Source organism: Spirillospora sp. NPDC049024, from assembly GCF_040649235.1.
In the GTDB taxonomy this organism is placed as follows: domain Bacteria; phylum Actinomycetota; class Actinomycetes; order Streptosporangiales; family Streptosporangiaceae; genus Spirillospora.
Genome location: NZ_JBEZFD010000005.1, coordinates 344100 through 361386, shown reverse-complemented (window position 1 = coordinate 361386; position 17287 = coordinate 344100). Strand labels below are relative to the sequence as shown.

The following is a 17287-nucleotide window of genomic DNA, read 5'->3' as shown; positions in this document are numbered from 1 at the left end:
CGTGCTCGTCATCGCCACCTCCGACAAAGGCGGCACCGGACGCTCGGTCACCACGTGCAACGTCGCCTACCGGCGCGCGATCCAGGGCGATGACGTCTGCTACCTGGACTTCGACTTCGGTTCGCCGACGGCGGGGGCGATTTTCGGGATCGAGCAGATGGCCCATGGGACCAAGGGCGAGGACGGGCTCCACCGGTATTTACAGGGCAAGACGGTGACGCCCAGCCATGTCGACATCTGGTCGGAGAGCCGCCGGCCACCGGGCACCGGCCCCCGGCCGACGGGCGCCGGGAACCTCGTCCTGTACCCCGGTGACCTCGGCGGCGGTGAGTTCACCGCCAAGCCCGAGGTCATCGAGCGCTGCGCCGAGCTGCTGCTGCAGTTGCAGAGCCAGTACTCGGTGATCTTCATCGACCTGAGCGCCGGGCGGTCCCACGCGGCGGAGATGATCCTGACCGTCACCGCGCGGGAGGAGCGGATCTCCGACACCCGCTGGCTGGTCTTCCACCGCTGGACCAGGCAGCACATCTCGGCCGCGGCGGACCTGGTCTTCGAGGACCGGGGGCTGCTGGAGTTCGGCAACCTGTTCGGCCACGACCGCGACGAGCTGCGCCGGCGCATCCGGTTCGTGCGGACGGCGGTGATCGACCCGAAGAGCGACCAGGGCGTGCTGGGGCTGCGCGCCGAGCAGGAGGCGTGGTTGCGCCAGGTCGACAAGGGCCTCAACGAGCAGGCCAACATCGCGGGGCTGGGCCGGACCTCCGTGATCGCGACGGTGCCCGTCGACCCGGTGCTCCAGTGGCGGGAGCAGCTCATCACCGACGAGGACGTCTACGCCGAGATCGCCAACGACGGCACCGTCGAGGCGTTCGCCAAGCTCGCCGCGAACCTGGACGACCCGGCGGCATGGAGCCGGCTATGACGGAACCCGAGTTGGAGGTCGACGTCCTCACGAGCCAGCCCCGCGTGGAGCTGGTGCCGCGCTCGCACCTGTCGCTCGAGCTCGGCCACCTGTACATGGAGGATCTGCTCGACGGTCCGGAGACCCTGCGCCGCCACTTCGAACGGATCGGCCCATGGGTGGACTTCGTCCGCGCCCGGCACCCCGCGCCCCTGCGGATCAGTACCTGCTTCCTGGTCGACGACTACTTCAGCCAGCTGACCTCGCCCAAGAAGCTCGTCCCCGAGCTGCTCGACGCGGCGCACGACGCCGGGTTCGGCATCGACTACCTGGTGCGGGAGTCCGCGTGCGCATCCGCCGGCGACGTGTCTCCGGCGGAGCTGGTCCTGGGACGCATCGTCTCCGACCCCCCGCAGGGCAGCAACGGCCTCCGTCCCCCGGTCCACATCACCGGCTGGGTCTCCAACAGCAAGGAAAGGCTCCGGCCCGACGGCCTGGACGAGGCGCTCGCCACCCGGCCCTGGCACCCTCCCGAGCAGAACGGCGCCCGGACTCATGGCATCTGCATGGAGGTCCAGATCTGGGACGAACGGGACGGCCGGCGGCGGTGGTCCTGTGCGATGCTCTCGGCCGTCTGGCAGCTGCTCCGGCTGGGGCTTCTCCGCCATCAGGGCAAGCCGGTGGTCTCGCCCACGCGGTGGACGGCCGAGTACCCGGACCGTTGGGAGGACCTTCCGCCGCTGGTCCAGCTCGCCGACGCCGCCCAGCCGTTCACCGCGTTCCAGACGATGTCGTTGCTCCAGGCCCGGTTCGCCGACGTGGAGGCCGCCGTGCGGACCATCCTCGACCAGGTGTTCGTCGATCCGGCCGTCACCGAGCAGACCGCCGCCCAGGCGGCGGCCCAGAAGGTCGATCTGCCCGGTGACGTCGTCGGCAGGATCTCCCATGTCTTCGGCGCCGGCTTCTGAGAGCGCGCTCTCCATCGGAGAGATCCGGACCGGCCTCCTCGCGCACTCCTCGCAACTGTCCATGGCGGAGACGGTCAGGCTGCTCGACCTGGTGCCCGGTGAGCAGGTGCGGCATGCCGCGCGTCCGCGCGCCTACGCCGTCTCGCCCCAGCGGCTGACCGGCATCGACTGCTTCATGCCTTCGCTCTCGGGACGTCGTGTCCGGGGCGTCGGCACGTTCGCGACACGGGCCACCCTGACAGGCGGCCTGATCGTGCAGTCCTGCTCGCACACGACGCTCGTGCCGTCGTCCCGGCAGTACCGGCAGGCGTGGTCGCATTACCTGGCCAATCCCGGCGTGGCCGAATACCTCGGTCGGCTGCGCCTGGAAGACGCGGCCGCGGGATTCGCCCAGGCCGAACACGGCCACCTGAACATCGAGATGGGGCGCACCGCCGAGTCCACGATCTTCAACCTGCAGCGGTCGCGGCTGCTCGACGGCAGGCAGCCGCTGCACGCTCCGCTGGGACGGTGGCGGTGGGCGCTGCAGCCCGTGCGGGAGAACGGCGGCCCCGGCCTCTACCGCTTCACCGTCCTCCCCGAGGGCACCCGCCTGATCCGGCTCTCGGTCGTCTGGCCCGACGTGTCCGACCTGCTCGACCTGGTCGAGGACCTGGCGTTGCACGACTGGCTGCTCGACGTCGTCAACCGCCAGATCGAGCGGGCGCGGCCCGGCTCCGGGGATCTCGACCGGACGCTCCAGCACATCGGACCCGTCATCGACCACCTGCTTCACCACTGGATGCCCAAGGCCCGGGTCCAGCCGGGCCTCTACGGGTTGTGGGACGCCTTCGACCGGTTCCAGGGCCTGACCCGGCAGTGGGACCTGGCCACCGACCGGATCCGCGACCATATGGCGCTCAACAGCCTGCGCCTGGTGCTGCGGACGGAGAGCGAATGGTCGGGGATGGGCTGAGCTAGCGCGCGCGGCTCGAAGCGAGGCGCTCCGGCCTGCTCACATGCAGGTCGGCGCGGTCGTCCTCGGTCAGCGGCATGTCGAGCAGCAGCTTGGCGGCCAGTTGCGCGGTGCGCGGCGCCAGCGTGATGCCCAGTCCGTTGTGCCCGGTAGCCGCCAGAACGCGGCGGGACGGATCGACGTAGCCGAGGATCGGCAGCCCGTCCGACGTCCCCGGCCGGATCCCGGCGCGGGCGCCGATGACCTCCCAATCGGCGACGGCCGGCAGGATTCGCCGCAGGTTCCGCAGGATGTCCTCCGTGGCCCGCGAAGACGTCCCCGGCGATGCGTCGCCCCGGTCATGGGTCACGCCCACGGCCACCCGGCCCTCGGCGTAGGGGGACGCACGGACGATGTGCGTCTCCTCGTCGTCGGGCAGCAGCGCGTCGCACTGGGTGCGCAGCCCGCCCTCCGGCGGAGTCGCGACCTCGAGAATCTGCCCCTTGATGGGGCAGAAGCTGTCGTCCCGCCAGTCGATGAAGTCCTTGACCAGCTCATGACTCAGGTGCCCCGCCGCGACGACCACCCGATCGGACCGCAGGACGCGCCCGGATCTCAGCACGACCCGCACGCCATCCCCGTCCACGTGGATGGACTCGGCGCTGTCCTGGACGTAGGTGAAGCCGTCGTCGGCCTCGAGGACCGCCTCCAGCGCGGCCATCACTCGCACGGGCTCGACCGCCAGATCGTCCGGCAGCCACAGCCCTCCCCTGACGGCGGGCCCCAGCAGCGGCTCGTGCCTGCGCGCCTCGTCCGCGCCCAGTTCCTCGGCGGCCACACCGCGCTCGCGGAGGAGCGGTAGCACGTCGTCGACCAGCCGGGCGTGCTCCTTCTCCTCGATCGCCGCGCAGAGGAGACCCGAAGGGCGGAGTCCGATCGGCCTGCCCCAGGCGGCGGAGAGCCGCTCGATCCAGCCTGGGTAAAGGTCACGGCTGCGTTGGGCCATGGGCCCGAGGGCGCCGTGTGCTTCGTCGTAGAGATGCGGGTTGATCCCACCGGCCGCCGCCTGGGAGGCGCTGGTCTTCACGCAGGCGCCGAACTCCCGCTCCACCACGGTGACCCGCAGGCGCGACCCGCATCGCAGGTGTTCAGCGATCCCACCTCCGATGACGCCTCCGCCGACGATGATCACATCGTGGTGGGTAGGGCCCATCACAACTCCTTCGACACCGAGGTCTTCTTGGGACGGCGGGTACCTCGGCTCGGTGCCATCTCGGCTGATTCCGAAGCGTCGCCCACCTGCCCCCAGAGAGCGGCGCCGAGCGAATCAACCAAAAGGTGGGCCATCGCTAAGCATCCCGAACGGAAGTTATATCACCGCCGCTCTCCTGAGCGAAGAAGAGTTGCCGGTTTCACCACGATACCCACCAAGCCGCTATGACCGGCATCCTGCGGCTAAATGGTGAGTCTAAGTTGGTTCACTGTTTTTGGGCGCCGACAGGATGATGTCGTCAGGTGGCCGACAACCGCCGCCGGGAGCACACCGAACGATCTCGCCCCAGCGGGGAGAGCGCTCACCGCCCTAGATGGCGTTTTGTCGGTTATGTCGCCTTTCAGTGCTGACGGAGGGCCGGAGGCGGGCGGCATCGCATTGGGCATCGTCCTCGCATCCGAATGCCTGATGCAATACCGAACAAGGCGAAACGATCTTGTGGGAAGCGGTTCGGAAATATATTGAATTCAGGGGCGCCGCGGCGGCGCACAACCGACCGCCTCGGCTGCGAACAATGGATGGCCGGAGAGCTTGAGAGATTCACCGATACGCGTATCTGAAATCACACTTCCACAGAACCTGGCCGACGACGGAAGATTTCGGCGATCCGGTGCGAGCGGCCATTGCCGCACATAGCCGGGATCCGGCATCGCGGCAGCGAGGCACCTGCCGGGATCGACTGGGCGCGCTCAGGCCCCGAAAGCACCAGCGCGATCTGCGGCCGCCCGCTTCGCTCACCGTCCGCCGACTCGGCGAAACTCCGCACGGCGAACCGGTGACGCCATTCACCCATCGTCGTCGCGATCAACCCCGACTCGGCCGTCAGCGCGGTATTCAAGATCCCCTCGGCGCACGCCGGCGCGATCCGGGACCGCTCGGTCGGCCGCCCATCCGCCGGCCCGGCACAACGCACCGACTCGGCGCGCTCTCGGCCCGACAAAGCGATCTCTACGGCCCGTGGTCCACGCTGACCCATAGAGCTAAGTTATCAATCCGGACTTCCCATTTCAGGTGCAGGCCGAAAGAGACGGACCGGTCCGCCAGGCCTGCGCATCGGAGAAGAGGTGCCGATGGACAGCCCAGCGATAGCCGGACGATGAGGATCGAGTGCGTCGACCTGATCGAGGTCGCACTGCCGCTCGTGAGCCCCTTCCGAATCTCGACCGGGACCATGACGACCAGGGAGACGTTCCTGCTGCACGTGGTCACCGACGCCGCCGAGGGCTGGGCCGAATTCGCCGGAGACCCCGACCCGGGCTACTACCCGGAGTTCGCCGGCGCCGCCGAGATCGTCCTCCGCGACTTCCTGCTGCCCGGCGTCCTCGCGCTGCCCGAGGCGCGGGTCGCCTATCTCGCCCCGGTCTTCGCGGCGGTCAAGGGCAACCGCCTGGCCAAGGCGGCGCTCGAGACGGCGCTGCTGGACGCCGAGCTGCGCTCCTACGGGATGTCCCTCGGCACCTTCCTCGGCGCGTCGCGGGAGGCCGTTCCCGTGGGCGTGTCCGTCGGCGTCCAAGACTCGGTCGGCGAGCTGCTCGACGTGGTGGAGCGGTATCTCGCCGAGGGCTACGCCCGCATCAAACTGAAGATCGCCCCTGGCTGGGACCTCGAACCCGTGCGCGCGGTCCGGGAACTGTTCGGGAACGACCTGCGGCTACAGGTGGACGCCAATACCGCTTACACCCTCGGCGATGCCGGTCACCTGCGCCGCCTGGACGAGTACGACCTGCTGCTCATCGAAGAGCCGTTGCAGGAAGACGACCTGTACGCCCACGCGCAGTTGCAGCGGCGACTGACGACCCCCATATGTCTGGACGAGTCCATCCACACCGCGCGCGACGCCGCCGCAGCCATCGCGCTTGACGCCTGCCGGGCCATCAACGTCAAGCCGGCCCGTGTCGGCGGCTACCTGGAGGCCCGGCGGATCCACGACCTCGCCGGCGCGCACGGGGTCCCCGTCTGGTGCGGCGGCAACCTCGAAACCGGCGTGGGCCGCGCCGCCAACCTGGCGCTGGCCGCTCTGCCCGGCTTCACCCTCCCCGGCGATCTGTCGGCCTCGGACCGCTATTTCGCCGAGGACCTCACCGAGCCGTTCGTCCTGCACCACGACCTCATGCGCGTGCCCGACGGGCCGGGCATCGGCATCGATCCCCGGCCGGACGCGCTGGCCCGGCACACCGTCGCCGTCAGGCGACTCCACCCGCGGGAGTGACCGTCAGGAGGCCTGCGCCTTGTTGCGGTGGAGTCTGCGGAGCATTAGGGCGACGGTGAGTCTTACTCGGCCGGGGTGGTCGCGTAGGGGCCAGCCTAGGAGGCGTTCGGCTTGGGTCGTTCGCTCCTGGAGGGTGGAGTGGTGGACCTTCAGGGCCGCGGCCGCCGTGCGGAGGCTTCCGCCGGTGGCGAGTGCGTCCAAGGTCGGCAGCATCCAGGGGGCGGCGGCCGCCGCTCGTTCCACGGCGGCGATGTCGGGCAACGTGTCGGGGGGTGCGTCCGCTGCGGCCGCCAGCAGGATGAGGCCGCCCAGTTCCTCGGCGTAGACGATCCTCGGACCGGGGTCGGTCGGCGTGCCCTGCGCGGTGAACTGCGCAGCCGCCCGGGCCGCCGCCACCGTCTTGGGCAGTTCCAGAAGGGGCACCGCGGGGCCGACGCCGACCCGTGAGTCGCCCTCCGGGGACGTGGTGCTGACGTGGAGCGGGCCATCGACCTCGGCGACGACTCGGGCGAGCTCTGACGGCTTCAGCCGCAGTTGCTTCGCGGCATGGGAGCGGTCCTCCACCGACGCGGCGGCGTCCAGGAGCACCTCCACGAGTTCGGCGTCGTGGCGCGGCTGCGGGCGGGCCCGGCCGCGGGTGCGGTCGAGGATCGTGCGGGCCGACATCGCGGCCCGCTCCATCACCATCGCTTCGACGGGCCCGGGTGGTCCGGGGTGTTCCAGCCACACGGTGATGTGGGAGTCGACGGTCAGCCGGCACCATCCGGGCTGGGGCTCGGACGGCGTGAGCTCGGTGCGGGTCCCGTCGGGCGTCACACGAATGCGGACGCCGCGGTCGGTGTCGACGAGCACGGCCGGATGGCCGGACAGGACGGCGGCACCGCGCACGACGTTCTCCAGTCCGGCGCGGCGCTCGATCAGCTGGTCGAAGAACGTGATGACCCGCAGCGCGGCCCCGGCGTCCGGGTCCAGCGCCTCCAGGCGGCCGACCAGCTCTCTCATCGGTTCATTGTGCTCAGGGCCGGCTCACGTCGCCAGCAGCCGGCGCAGCCAGTCGTGCCGGGCCCGGGTCATGGCCTGCGACAGCGCCGCCTGCGGCATCCAGGCGTCGAAGGCGTGGAATCCCCCGGGCCAGACGTGCAGTTCGGCGTCGCCGCCCGCCTGCCAGATCCGGTCCGCGTACGCGAGGGCCTCGTCCCTGAACGTCTCCGCCGAGCCCACGTCGATGAACGTGGGCGGCAGCCCGGACAGGTCGGTGGCCCTCGCCGGGGCGGCGTAGGGAGAGACGTCGGGTCGGCCGTACGCCGTCCCCAGGAGGGCCCGCCAGCCGGTCTCGTTCGAGACCTGGTCCCAGACGCCCAGTCCCCGCATCTGCAGCGTGGAGCAGCTGTCGTTGCGGTCGTCCAGCATGGGGTAGCCGAGCATCTGGCCGAACAGCGCGGGGCCTCCGCGGTCTCGGGACAGCAGGGTGGCCGCCGCCGCGAGGCCGCCGCCGGCGCTGACCCCGACGATCACGATGCGGTCCGGGTCGATGAGCAGTTCGTCGGCGTGCTCGGCGATCCAGGTCAGCCCGGCGTAGCAGTCCTCCACCGAGGCGGGGAAGGGGTGCTCGGGCGCCAGCCGGTACTCCACCGACACCACCGCCATGCCGTGCGGCTCGGCCAGGTCCAGCATCGGCGTCATGCCTGACCGGCGGGTGCCCGCGACCATGCCGCCGTCGTGCACGTGGTAGATCACCGGGGCGGGCGCGTCCAGCGCCGTCGGCGTGCACACCAGCAGTGTGACGTCGGGGGCGCCGGCGGGGCCGGGGACGCGGTGGTCGGTGAAGGTGTAGGCGCCGCCCCGGCGCAGCCCGTCGTCGCCGACCGCGTGGGCGGCGACGTGACCGGTGCGGAGGGCGCCGATCAGGTCCGGGGTCAACGGCACCGGTGCGCCGCCCTGCACGACGGCCAGGCCGGCGGCCAGTTCGGCGTCGAACGGCGGGGGCGGCCCGATCGTGCGCGCCCGGCTGCTGCCCATCTCCGTCATGACTCCCCATCGTCGCGACCGCTCCCGCCGCGCGGGCACCCGCCGGTTGGCGGGGAAGCGCCGACGGATGGCGGGTAGCTCGGGAAACCGCCCTGCGTGATGGTTTCCAAAACGTGTCGGGCGTCACCCGGCGCCGATCAAACCTCAGGTTGATTACGGTACCCGGCTCCGCTTCGGCGGCGACGGCGACCCGGTTTCAGTCCATGAGGCGTTCCACCCGCCTGGTGGGACGGTACATCTGGAGGGCCCATGTTCGTTCGAAGTCGATCGCGTGCGATCGCCGTCGCGGGCGCATCGCTCGCGCTGATGGCCTCCCTGGCCGCGTGCAACGGCGACGACGCGGGAGCGGCCGGTGCCGGCGGCGGAGGGGGCGCGGGCGTGAACGCGCCGCCGCCGACCCCGCCGGCGGGGGTGGCGAAGTTCGAGGACGCCAAGCCCGGCAGCGGTGCGGGTCTGACCATCGGCTTCACCCAGCTGAACCTTTCCGTCGGCTTCCCGCAGGACGTGCAGCGCGGCGTGGAGGAGCAGGCCGGGAAGGCGGGCGCCAAGCTGATCACCTGCGACTCCAAGGCCGACGCGGCGGTCGCGCTGGACTGCGCCAAGCAGTTCAAGACCCAGAAGGCCCAAGGTCTGATCACCTTCCAGGCCGACGCCGGCGCCGCGCCGCGGATCTGCGACGCGGGCCCGTCCGTGCCGGTGATGGCCGTGGACATCGAGCAGAAGCCGTGCCAGACGACCTTCATGGGCGCCGCGAACGAGTACGCCGGCCAGCTCGTCGGCTACAACGTCGGGCTGTACTTCGCCAAGCAGAACAAGTGCAAGTACGACGCCTTCGTCTCGCTGGAGTCCAAGGCGGTGGGCCAGGTCAACGAGCTGCGGATGGGCGGCATCCGCAAGGGCTTCGAGAGCGTCTGCGGCAAGATCCACAACCTGCGGACGCTCGACACCGGGCCCGGCGGCCTCAGCGAGCCGGCGCAGCGGCAGATGACCGACACGCTGACCGCGCTGCCCGGCGCGAAGCACGTGATCGTCGTGGGCATCAACGAGGACGTCGTCATCGGCGCCCTGGCGGCGGCCCGCGCCCAGAACCGGATGGACGACCTCTACCTGGGCGTGCAGAACCTCAACCCCAAGAACTGCGTCATCTACAACGCCCCGCACTGGCTGGGCAGCGTCGCCTACTTCCCGGAGAAGTACGGCCAGATCCTCGTCCCGAACCTGATCAAGGCGATGAAGGGCGAGAAGCTCCCCGCCGAGCTCCTGGTGCCGCACGAGTTCGTCACCAAGGACACCGTCAAGCGGTACTACCCGTCGTACGCGTGCTAGGGGCTCCTCGATGTCCTTCCTGAGCACCCGCGGCATCACCAAGTCCTTCGGCCCGGTCAAGGTCCTGCACGGCATCGACTTCACCGCGGAGGCCGGATCGGTGGTGGCGCTGCTGGGCGAGAACGGCGCCGGCAAGAGCACCTTCGTCAAGATCCTCGCCGGTGACCACGGCGCGGACGGCGGCGAGATCCTCATCGACGGCGAGCACCGCCGCTTCGGTTCGGTGGCCGAGGCCCGCTCCGCCGGCATCCGCCTGATCTCGCAGGAGATCGCCGACGCGGGCACCCTGACCGTGGCGGAGAACGTGGTGCTGGGCGCGTGGCCGCGGCGGCTGGGCATGGTGAGCCGGAAGGAGACCCATCGCCGCGCGGCCGGGCTGCTGGACCGGCTGCGCGCCGACATCCCGCTGAACCGGCTGGTCAGCGAGCTGCGGTTGGGCGAGCGGCAGATCGTCGAGATCGCCCGGGCGCTGGCCGGGGAGAGCCGGTGCCTGCTGTTCGACGAGCCCACCGCGGCGCTGTCGGACGTGGAGGCCGGACGGCTGTTCGAGCTGATCGCCGATCTGCGCGACTCCGGCGTGGCGATCGTGTACATCACGCACCGGCTCGACGAGGTCTTCCGGATCGCCGACCGGGCCTGCGTGCTGCGCGACGGCCGCATCTCGCTCGACCGGCCGGTGGCCGAGGTGACCACCGCCGACCTGGTGCGGGCCATGGTGGGCCGGGCGGTCGTCGCCCGCCGGTTCGTCGGGCCGCAGGACGGGCCGTCCTCGCGCGAGTCCGCGGTGCTGGCCCTGCGCGACGCGTCCGGTGACAACTTCACCGACGTGTCGCTGTCCATCGCCCCCGGCGAGGTGGTCGGGCTGTACGGCAAGGTCGGTTCGGGCGTTTCGGAGGTGGCCGAGACGCTGTTCGGGATGCGCCGGATGGCGCGGGGCGAACTCCGCCTCGGCGGCAAGGCGCTCCGGCTGCGCACCCCGACGGACGCGATCAGGGCCGGGGTGGGGTTCCTTCCGCCGGACCGGCAGGGCCAGGCGGTGCTGCCGTCGCGGTCGGTGGCGGAGAACCTCGCCGCGCCGAGCTGGCGGCGCCTGGCCGGACGGGGCGGCCTGATGACCCGCGGGCGGGAGGCGCGGGCCTACCGACGCTGGCACGAGGCCCTGTCCGTCCGCTCGCGCAACAGCCCCGACCAGGGCATCGGCACCCTGTCCGGCGGCAACCAGCAGAAGGTGCTGCTGGCCCGCTGGCTGGAATGCGGCTCCCGCGTCCTGGTGCTGGCCGAGCCGACGCGGGGCGTCGACGTCGGCGCCCGGCAGGAGATCTACCAGGCGATCCGCCGCCTCGCCGCGGACGGCACCGCCGTCCTGGTCGCGTCCTCCGACTACGAGGACATCGTCGCGGTCGCCGACCAGGCGGCGGTCATGGTCCGCGGGCGGATCGTCGCCGTTCTCGGCGGCGCCGAGATCACCACCGACCGACTCACCGAATCTGCGGGAGGAGCTCTCAGTGTCCGATAGCACCGTCGAGCGGGGGTCCGCGGCCGCTGCCGTGGACCGGGACCCGGCGCCGGAGGGGCGCGCCGGCCGGGGGTCCGCGCTCGCCCGGATCCCCAACAGCGCCGCGCTGGTGGTCTTCCTGATCCTGGAGATCGCCTTCTTCAGTGCGAACTCCCCGTACTTTCTCAACTGGGATAACGCGACCAACATCCTGACCGCCATCTCGATCACCGGTGTGCTGGCCGCCGGTGCCACGCTGCTGCTGGTCTCCGGGCAGTTCGACCTGTCGGTGGGCAGCGGCGTGGGGTTCGTCGGCCTGCTGCTGGTCAAGCTCCAGCCCGAGCTCGGCACGGCGCAGGCGGTGCTGGTGGCGGTCGTCGGGGGCATCGCCATCGGGCTGCTCAACGGCTTCCTGGTCAACGTGCTGGGCATCAACGCGCTGATCACAACGCTCGGCACCCTGGCCATCTTCCGCGGCCTGACGCTGGCGGTCGGCAAGGGCCAGAACATCGCGGTCGACGGATTCGGCTGGGCGCTGGCCCGGCCCTTCCTCGACGTCCCGGCGCCGGCGCTGGTCTTCCTCGCCGTGGCCGCCGTGTTCGCGCTGTTCATGGGCTTCACCGTCTACGGGCGGGAGATGTACGCCATCGGCGCCAACTCCAACGCCGCGAGGCTGGTCGGCATCCGGGTCAAGCGCAACCTGTTCCTGGCGTTCGTCATCTCCGGGCTGTGCATGGCGCTGGCCGGGCTGCTCAACACCTCCCTCATCGGGTCCTCGTCCGGAACCACCGGAACGGGCCTGGAACTGGCGGCGGTCACCGCGGTGATCCTGGGCGGCACCAGCCTGCAGGGCGGCACCGGCGGCGTGTTCGGCACCATCATCGGCCTGCTCATCGTGGGCGTGCTCAGCAACGGGCTCACGCTGATGAACGTCGACTCGTCCTGGCAGCAGGTCGCCACGGGCTCGCTGCTGATCCTGGCGGTCGCGTTCGACCGGTTCCGCGCCAAGCTGCTGAGCGCTCGCCGATGACCGCCCGTTCCCACACCGTGCGCCGCGACGTCGACGTGCCGATGAGCGACGGCGTGAACCTGTGCACCGACATCTGGCTTCCCGAAGGCCACGGCCCGTTTCCGGTGCTGCTCCAGCGGATGCCGTATGACAAGTCGTCGTCGCTCATGGCGCAGCACATCATCGGGCTGGAGATCCTGCGCGCGCTCGACGCCGGTTTCGCGGTCGTCGTCCAGGACACCCGCGGCCGGTACGCCTCGGAGGGCGTCTTCACCCCGTTCGCACATGAGGCGGACGACGGCCGCGACACCATCGCCTGGCTCCTGGAGCAGGACTTCTGCGACGGAGACGTGTTCATGTACGGCGCCTCCTACATCGGCGCGACCCAGTTGCTGGCCGCGTCGGTCGCGCCCAAGGGCCTGCGCGCCATCGCCCCCCAGCTGACCGGCTCCGACTACTACGAAGGCTGGACCTACCGCGGCGGCGCGCTGCAACTGGGGTTCGTCCTCCTGTGGATCACCGAGTCGCTCGCACCGCCGGACCTTGATCGGCGCGAGGCGGCCCGGGAGCTTCTGGACGAACTCCGCAAGGACCCCTGGAGCGTGATGGACCGGCTGCCCCTGCGGCGTCCCGGCCTCCAGGCGATCGCCCCCTACCTGCGGGACTGGCTCGACCACCCGGCCCGCGACGAGTTCTGGGACGCCATCGACCCGTCCCACGCTTACGGGCGGATGGACGTCGCCGCACTCCACATCGGCGGCTGGAACGACATCTTCCTCGAAGGCACGCTGCGGAACTTCCAGCGGCTCAGCGCGGAGGCCGCGACCGACGACGCGCGCCGCCGGCAGTACCTGGTCGTCGGCCCGTGGTCCCACGGCAACCTCAGCACGTGGCAGGGCGACGGCTGGCACGGATACGGAGCCGAGACCGACCTGACCGCGCTGCACCTGGAGTTCTTCTCGGCGCTCGCCGAGGGCCGGGAACCGGATCTGCCGAAGGCGCGGATCTTCTTCACCGGCTCCGACACCTGGCACGATCTGCCGTCCTGGCCACCGCCCGCCACCACCCCGACGTCCTGGACCCTGGACGCCGGCGGCCGCCTGACACGGGACGGCACCGCTGAACCGGGGACGCTGACCTACCGCTCCGATCCGGCGAACCCGGTCCCGACCACCGGTGGGGCGACGTTCCTGCCGGGCCTCCTCGTGGCCCGCAACTCCGGCCCCAAGGACCAGTCCGAGATCGAGGCGCGGCAGGACGTGCTGGTGCTCACCTCGGCGCCGCTGGAGTCCGACCTGACCATCGCCGGCGAGGTGGTCCTGCACCTGGAGGCCGCATCCTCCGCCGAGGACTGCGACTGGACGGCGCGCCTCACCGAGGTCGACGCGGACGGCCGGTCGACCGGACTCGTCGACGGCATCGTCCGAGCGCGGTACCGGCACGGCGGCGCCCCCGTCCCGCTCGAACCGGGCCGCCGCGAGTCGTACCGACTGCCCCTGGGCTCACTGGCCCACGTCGTCCCGGCCGGGCACCGCCTCCGCCTGCAGATCGCCTCGTCCAACCACCCCCGATTCGACCGGAACCCGCAAACAATGGCAGAGCCCGCGGACGCCACCCCCGCCGATTACGCAATCGCCGAACAAACCATCTTCGTAGGCACCGGCGCCACCCGCCTCCTCATCCCGATAGCCCCAAACCTCCCACCAGGCCGGCGCGAGTGAATCAGGCACCTCACCAGGAATTACTCCCCCCTCACCCGTACATCGATCTCGCACGCACCGCAGGACCTATCAAAGGCATTCACCTTCGGAAAGAGATTCCGCCAAAAGACAAGAACGAGAACCGCCGCAATTACCACCCGCGCGAGGGTCTTTCGGATCGGCACGCCCAGTGCTGACAGAGCCCGTCTTCCCGACGACCTGGACGCCCGGCTCGATGAGGCGGCCGCGGCCGAGCAGCGGTCCAAGAACGCGATCTTGATCAGTGCGCTTGAGGAGTACCGGCAGCGGCGCGAGCTCGCTCACGTGCTCGAGCTCGCCGACGAGACCGCCCGCGACCACCGGAACCTGCTGGACCGGCTGGGCGACGCGTGAGCGTGCGCTACCTGACGGCCGAAGAGATCGTCGCCGTCGGGCGCCGGGCCGTCGGCGAGCACCTCAACGTACGGGACTTCGGGCTGGTCGCATCCGCTGCCGCACGGCCGGCCACGGTGACCTTCGGCGTGGACCCCTACCCCACCCTTCTCGAAAAGGCCGCCGCGCTGCTGCACTCGCTCACCACCCCTCACCCGTTCACCGATGGGAACAAGCGGGTCGCCTCGCCGCGACCGATGTCTTCCTCAAGCTCAACGGAGCACGCTTCGACCCCAAGGCGGAGGACGACCCGTTCACCACCGTTGTCGACACCGCCACCCATGCCCTCAACGACGTCCCGGCCATCGCCGACCGGACCGAGCGCCTGATACGAGCGGCCTGTGCCCGGTAAGGCCCTCGCGGCACTGGAACGGCTGGCGCCGTGATGGCCGTTGAGAGAGCCCGGTCTTCCCGCCTGCCGCCGTATCGGCCGGACATGCGCCAGACCGGGGCGAGGGACGCGGGCACGCGGGAAGATCAGGCAGGGTGGTCACCGCGCTGCTAGTCCTTCGCCCGAATGCAGGCCGCGGCCGCCATCGATTTGGGCACATACTGGCCCATCAGCTTGGCCATGCATTGCTTGGTGTCGCCCTTGGCACCTACTTGGCAGGCCTTCAGCATCTTGGCATTGGCCACCCAGCCGTATGATTCAAGGTAATCGATGCATTTGCCCGTGCCGGCCTCCGCCGGGGCGGCCGGCACCACGGCTCCCGTGGCCAGGCAGACGGCGGCCGCCGACGTGCCCAACGCTCTGGCGAGCATTCTCACGTGAATCACCTTCCCCTTGGCTCGGTTCCTTTCATCCTGGGGAGGCGGCCGTTTCCTTTTTGTTAGCCGCGAGCCTTTCTCGGCCGGTTCCGTTCCTGCGGCTGTCGCTAGGGGCGCGCCGCTGCCGCAGAACGGGGCTGACCGAATTCGGGGAGCGATCGACAGGGCGAACGGCTGATCGTAGCTTTGTGCCATGGCCGCCGTGAGCCCGCAACGGGTGGCGTTCGATGCCGCGCGCGTTCTGGTGGCGGCCGCCGGCAGCGATCTGTGCTGGTGGATGAGCGGTGAGGTCGGCCGGTGCCTTGGGCCGGGCTTCGAAGCGCGGTTGCTCGAAACCCGTCTCAGGCTTCAGCGGGAAGACGCCTACTACAAAGAAGCCGGATGCTGGCGGGCGGTCTTGGAGGACGTGCTCCATGACCGCCCTGAGCTGACCGAAGGCCTCTACAGCGTCATCAGCCCCCTGCTGGCTTGAGGATCCCGGACGCGACCTCGGCCCGAGCGAGATTCTGGTGGGTGGATGCTCCCCGGCCCATCGCGGCGCCTGTCACGGCCTCTGTGGCGCGACTCAGGCGGACGAGAGGACGGCATCCCAGGTCTCGTCGGCGGGTGGGCGTCAGGGGCTCGGGGTTGGAGTGGTGTCGTTTCGGAGGACGGCCAGGCGGTGGCGGTACTCCCTTTCGTCGATCTCGCCGCGGGCGAAGCGCTCGGCCAGGATCTGTTCGGCGCCCTCGGCCGGGGGCTGCGGCGGCGGGGGCGGCCGGTGGTCCTTGCCGGGGAGGTAGCGGACCAGCGCGATGACCGTGAAGATCAGCAGGGCCCAGAACAGCAGCATGCCGACGGTCATGAAGCCGTAGCCCCAGCCGTTCATGTGGTCGCCGTACATCATCGTGGCCCCCTCCTTCCCAGGGCCGGCCGTGTCGCTCCTCGCGCGGTTCGGCTCGTGCCTTCTGGTGGGACGTTTCCACGGTGCTCCGGTCAAAGGATGATCGGCAGCGGCCAAGGTCGGTGTTCGGGAGGGTCGAAGGTCCTCACTCCGGTTTGGGGGCGGACCTTCCGAGACGCACGTGCGGGTGAGGGACGTGCCGATTGCGAAGCGCACGGCGGCCCAGGGCTACCAAGAGGATCTTCCCTGCGATGACCGCGAGGACGATGTCGGCGGACAGGGCCGTCCAGCGGGACAGGATCGCTCCCCCCACCGCGAAGTGGACGGCCACCACGGCGAGCACGATCAGGAGAAGTGCGTAGCGGCGGCGGTGCCGAGCGGGAGGCCGTGGCTTTGGCGCGGTGCCGTTCGGCGGCCATGTGACGGTTAGCTGGTCTCGGCGGCCGAAGCGTTCCAGGTCTCGGGTGACGATGTCCTGGATTCGTTGCAGGGCCTCCTCGTCGGCGGCTTCGACGCGCACCGTGAGAGTGGACTCGTCGGCGTCCAGGGTGGCTTGGCCCCATGGGGCGAGGGTGACGACGCCGTGGGATTCGGAGTATTCAGCGTCGACGTGCAGGTCCGGTGTGTGGGGGCCGTGGCCTCCGTCGGTCTTCCCCATGGCGGCCGCGTGGCGACACAGTTGTACTAGGTAGCGCTGGGGACGTTCGGTCCGGAGGACGGTTTCTGAGGTCGGCATGCCGGTTCCTTGACGGTGTTCAGATTCGGGTACAGGTCGCCAGCCAGGCGGCGATGCCCTCTGTGCTGAGGTTCGAGGCGCACTTGGTGGGTTCGACCGACTCCAGGGCCCAGCCGTCGGCGAAGCAGGCTTCGAGGTCGTCGCGGGACAACCGGTGCGGGACGGCAGGGTTCCCGGTGTGCCGGTCGCTGTAACACAGCACGAACAGTCGCCCTCCCGGCCTCAGGACCGTGCGCAGGCCCGCCACGTACACGGCGCGGTCAGCGGCCCGGAACGCGTGCAGGACGAGGGAGTCCAGCACGGTGTCGAAGGTCTCGCCGTACTCCCTCAGCCGGAGTGCGTCGTAGTGGAGGAACCGGACGGTCAGACCGCGCTCGCGTGCCTTGCGGTCGGCGGCTCGCAACGCATCGGCGGACACGTCGATGCCGGTGGCGTCCAGGCCGGAGGCGGCGGCCATCAGGGTGTGCTCCCCCGTCCCGCAGCCGACGTCGAGCACGCGGCCGCGAAGCGCGCCGTCCTGCGCGAGGGCCTTCAGCGCGGGTTGAGGAGCGCCGATCTCCCAGGGCGGACGGCCGGCGTGGGGGTCCGCGCTGTGGACGCAGTCTGTCGGGGGCAACTCGGTCAC

18 protein-coding genes are annotated in these 17287 nt (G+C 70.4%); 10 read left to right on the top strand and 8 right to left on the bottom strand.

Features of this window, described 5'->3' with window-relative positions:
• Position 1 precedes the first annotated feature (1 nt).
• From AB0C21_RS12040 to AB0C21_RS12030, 3 genes are read left to right on the top strand one after another with little or no spacing between them, the layout of a single operon-like run.
• A complete protein-coding gene (locus tag AB0C21_RS12040) occupies positions 2-922 on the top strand; it encodes an SCO2523 family variant P-loop protein (protein ID WP_149261551.1) in 921 nt (306 codons plus the stop codon).
• The gene (locus tag AB0C21_RS12035) at positions 919-1869 is read left to right on the top strand and encodes an SCO2522 family protein (protein WP_500204042.1); all 951 of its coding nucleotides are present in this window, start codon (positions 919-921) and stop codon (positions 1867-1869) included. The genes AB0C21_RS12040 and AB0C21_RS12035 overlap by 4 nt, the downstream gene beginning before the upstream one ends.
• Positions 1847-2824, top strand: a complete 978-nt coding sequence (locus tag AB0C21_RS12030) for an SCO2521 family protein (protein WP_500204041.1) — start codon at positions 1847-1849, stop codon at positions 2822-2824. Before AB0C21_RS12035 ends, AB0C21_RS12030 begins: the two co-directional genes overlap by 23 nt.
• 1 nt (position 2825) lies before the next feature.
• On the opposite strand, the gene AB0C21_RS12025 is transcribed toward AB0C21_RS12030, so the two are convergent.
• Positions 2826-4016 carry an NAD(P)/FAD-dependent oxidoreductase gene (locus AB0C21_RS12025; protein WP_500204040.1) on the bottom strand — a complete coding sequence of 397 codons (1191 nt, stop codon included), beginning with the start codon at positions 4014-4016 and terminating at the stop codon, positions 2826-2828.
• Between the two features lie 622 nt (positions 4017-4638).
• The gene (locus tag AB0C21_RS12020; RefSeq protein ID WP_500204039.1) at positions 4639-4914 is read right to left on the bottom strand and encodes a hypothetical protein; all 276 of its coding nucleotides are present in this window, start codon (positions 4912-4914) and stop codon (positions 4639-4641) included.
• Between the two features lie 258 nt (positions 4915-5172).
• On the opposite strand from AB0C21_RS12020, the gene menC reads away from it, so the two are divergent.
• Positions 5173-6285, top strand: a complete 1113-nt coding sequence (menC, locus tag AB0C21_RS12015) for an o-succinylbenzoate synthase (RefSeq protein WP_500204038.1) — start codon at positions 5173-5175, stop codon at positions 6283-6285.
• Between the two features lie 3 nt (positions 6286-6288).
• Here the strand turns inward: menC and AB0C21_RS12010 are convergent, their stop codons facing one another.
• The gene (locus tag AB0C21_RS12010; RefSeq protein WP_500204037.1) at positions 6289-7287 is read right to left on the bottom strand and encodes a helix-turn-helix domain-containing protein; all 999 of its coding nucleotides are present in this window, start codon (positions 7285-7287) and stop codon (positions 6289-6291) included.
• A gap of 24 nt (positions 7288-7311) precedes the next feature.
• Complete coding sequence (locus tag AB0C21_RS12005; RefSeq protein WP_500204036.1) at positions 7312-8313, bottom strand: alpha/beta hydrolase; 1002 nt, start codon at positions 8311-8313, stop codon at positions 7312-7314.
• A 249-nt stretch (positions 8314-8562) separates the two neighbouring features.
• Between AB0C21_RS12005 and AB0C21_RS12000 the strand changes: the two genes are divergently transcribed.
• The 5 genes from AB0C21_RS12000 to AB0C21_RS11980 all read left to right on the top strand — a co-directional run bounded on the left by AB0C21_RS12000 (position 8563) and on the right by AB0C21_RS11980 (position 14604).
• Positions 8563-9639 carry a sugar ABC transporter substrate-binding protein gene (locus AB0C21_RS12000; protein ID WP_500204035.1) on the top strand — a complete coding sequence of 359 codons (1077 nt, stop codon included), beginning with the start codon at positions 8563-8565 and terminating at the stop codon, positions 9637-9639.
• A 10-nt stretch (positions 9640-9649) separates the two neighbouring features.
• Entirely contained in the window at positions 9650-11155 is a 1506-nt protein-coding gene (locus tag AB0C21_RS11995) for a sugar ABC transporter ATP-binding protein (protein ID WP_500204034.1), read from the top strand.
• Entirely contained in the window at positions 11145-12164 is a 1020-nt protein-coding gene (locus tag AB0C21_RS11990) for an ABC transporter permease (RefSeq protein WP_500204033.1), read from the top strand. The genes AB0C21_RS11995 and AB0C21_RS11990 overlap by 11 nt, the downstream gene beginning before the upstream one ends.
• Positions 12161-13864, top strand: a complete 1704-nt coding sequence (locus tag AB0C21_RS11985; RefSeq protein WP_500204032.1) for a CocE/NonD family hydrolase — start codon at positions 12161-12163, stop codon at positions 13862-13864. The genes AB0C21_RS11990 and AB0C21_RS11985 overlap by 4 nt, the downstream gene beginning before the upstream one ends.
• Before the next feature lie 368 nt (positions 13865-14232).
• Complete coding sequence (locus AB0C21_RS11980; RefSeq protein ID WP_500204031.1) at positions 14233-14604, top strand: type II toxin-antitoxin system death-on-curing family toxin; 372 nt, start codon at positions 14233-14235, stop codon at positions 14602-14604.
• A 172-nt stretch (positions 14605-14776) separates the two neighbouring features.
• Here the strand turns inward: AB0C21_RS11980 and AB0C21_RS11975 are convergent, their stop codons facing one another.
• The gene (locus AB0C21_RS11975) at positions 14777-15043 is read right to left on the bottom strand and encodes a hypothetical protein (protein WP_500204030.1); all 267 of its coding nucleotides are present in this window, start codon (positions 15041-15043) and stop codon (positions 14777-14779) included.
• A 193-nt stretch (positions 15044-15236) separates the two neighbouring features.
• Here AB0C21_RS11975 and AB0C21_RS11970 point away from each other — a divergent pair, with 193 nt between their 5' ends.
• Positions 15237-15515, top strand: coding sequence for a hypothetical protein (locus AB0C21_RS11970; RefSeq protein WP_500204029.1), 279 nt, complete (start codon positions 15237-15239; stop codon positions 15513-15515).
• A gap of 141 nt (positions 15516-15656) precedes the next feature.
• Here the strand turns inward: AB0C21_RS11970 and AB0C21_RS11965 are convergent, their stop codons facing one another.
• The 3 genes from AB0C21_RS11965 to AB0C21_RS11955 form a co-directional block, all read right to left on the bottom strand.
• Positions 15657-15929 carry an SHOCT domain-containing protein gene (locus AB0C21_RS11965; protein WP_500204028.1) on the bottom strand — a complete coding sequence of 91 codons (273 nt, stop codon included), beginning with the start codon at positions 15927-15929 and terminating at the stop codon, positions 15657-15659.
• Positions 15930-16071: 142 nt separating this feature from the next.
• Positions 16072-16662: a DUF2218 domain-containing protein gene (locus AB0C21_RS11960; protein WP_500204027.1), complete on the bottom strand. Its 591-nt coding sequence runs from the start codon at positions 16660-16662 to the stop codon at positions 16072-16074.
• A gap of 19 nt (positions 16663-16681) precedes the next feature.
• Positions 16682-17287: a class I SAM-dependent methyltransferase gene (locus tag AB0C21_RS11955; RefSeq protein ID WP_500204026.1), complete on the bottom strand. Its 606-nt coding sequence runs from the start codon at positions 17285-17287 to the stop codon at positions 16682-16684.

Excerpts from the sequence above, each read along its gene's own strand:
- AB0C21_RS11960 (WP_500204027.1), bottom strand. The coding sequence starts at position 16,662 with ATGCCGACCTCAGAAACCGTCCTCCGGACCGAACGTCCCCAGCGCTAC.
- AB0C21_RS12030 (WP_500204041.1), top strand. The coding sequence starts at position 1,847 with ATGTCTTCGGCGCCGGCTTCTGAGAGCGCGCTCTCCATCGGAGAGATC.
- AB0C21_RS11965 (WP_500204028.1), bottom strand. The coding sequence starts at position 15,929 with ATGATGTACGGCGACCACATGAACGGCTGGGGCTACGGCTTCATGACC.
- AB0C21_RS11995 (WP_500204034.1), top strand. The coding sequence starts at position 9,650 with ATGTCCTTCCTGAGCACCCGCGGCATCACCAAGTCCTTCGGCCCGGTC.
- AB0C21_RS11970 (WP_500204029.1), top strand. The coding sequence starts at position 15,237 with ATGGCCGCCGTGAGCCCGCAACGGGTGGCGTTCGATGCCGCGCGCGTT.
- AB0C21_RS12000 (WP_500204035.1), top strand. The coding sequence starts at position 8,563 with ATGTTCGTTCGAAGTCGATCGCGTGCGATCGCCGTCGCGGGCGCATCG.
- AB0C21_RS12025 (WP_500204040.1), bottom strand. The coding sequence starts at position 4,016 with ATGGGCCCTACCCACCACGATGTGATCATCGTCGGCGGAGGCGTCATC.
- AB0C21_RS11985 (WP_500204032.1), top strand. The coding sequence starts at position 12,161 with ATGACCGCCCGTTCCCACACCGTGCGCCGCGACGTCGACGTGCCGATG.
- menC (WP_500204038.1), top strand. The coding sequence starts at position 5,173 with ATGAGGATCGAGTGCGTCGACCTGATCGAGGTCGCACTGCCGCTCGTG.
- AB0C21_RS12005 (WP_500204036.1), bottom strand. The coding sequence starts at position 8,313 with ATGACGGAGATGGGCAGCAGCCGGGCGCGCACGATCGGGCCGCCCCCG.
- AB0C21_RS12010 (WP_500204037.1), bottom strand. The coding sequence starts at position 7,287 with ATGAGAGAGCTGGTCGGCCGCCTGGAGGCGCTGGACCCGGACGCCGGG.
- AB0C21_RS12035 (WP_500204042.1), top strand. The coding sequence starts at position 919 with ATGACGGAACCCGAGTTGGAGGTCGACGTCCTCACGAGCCAGCCCCGC.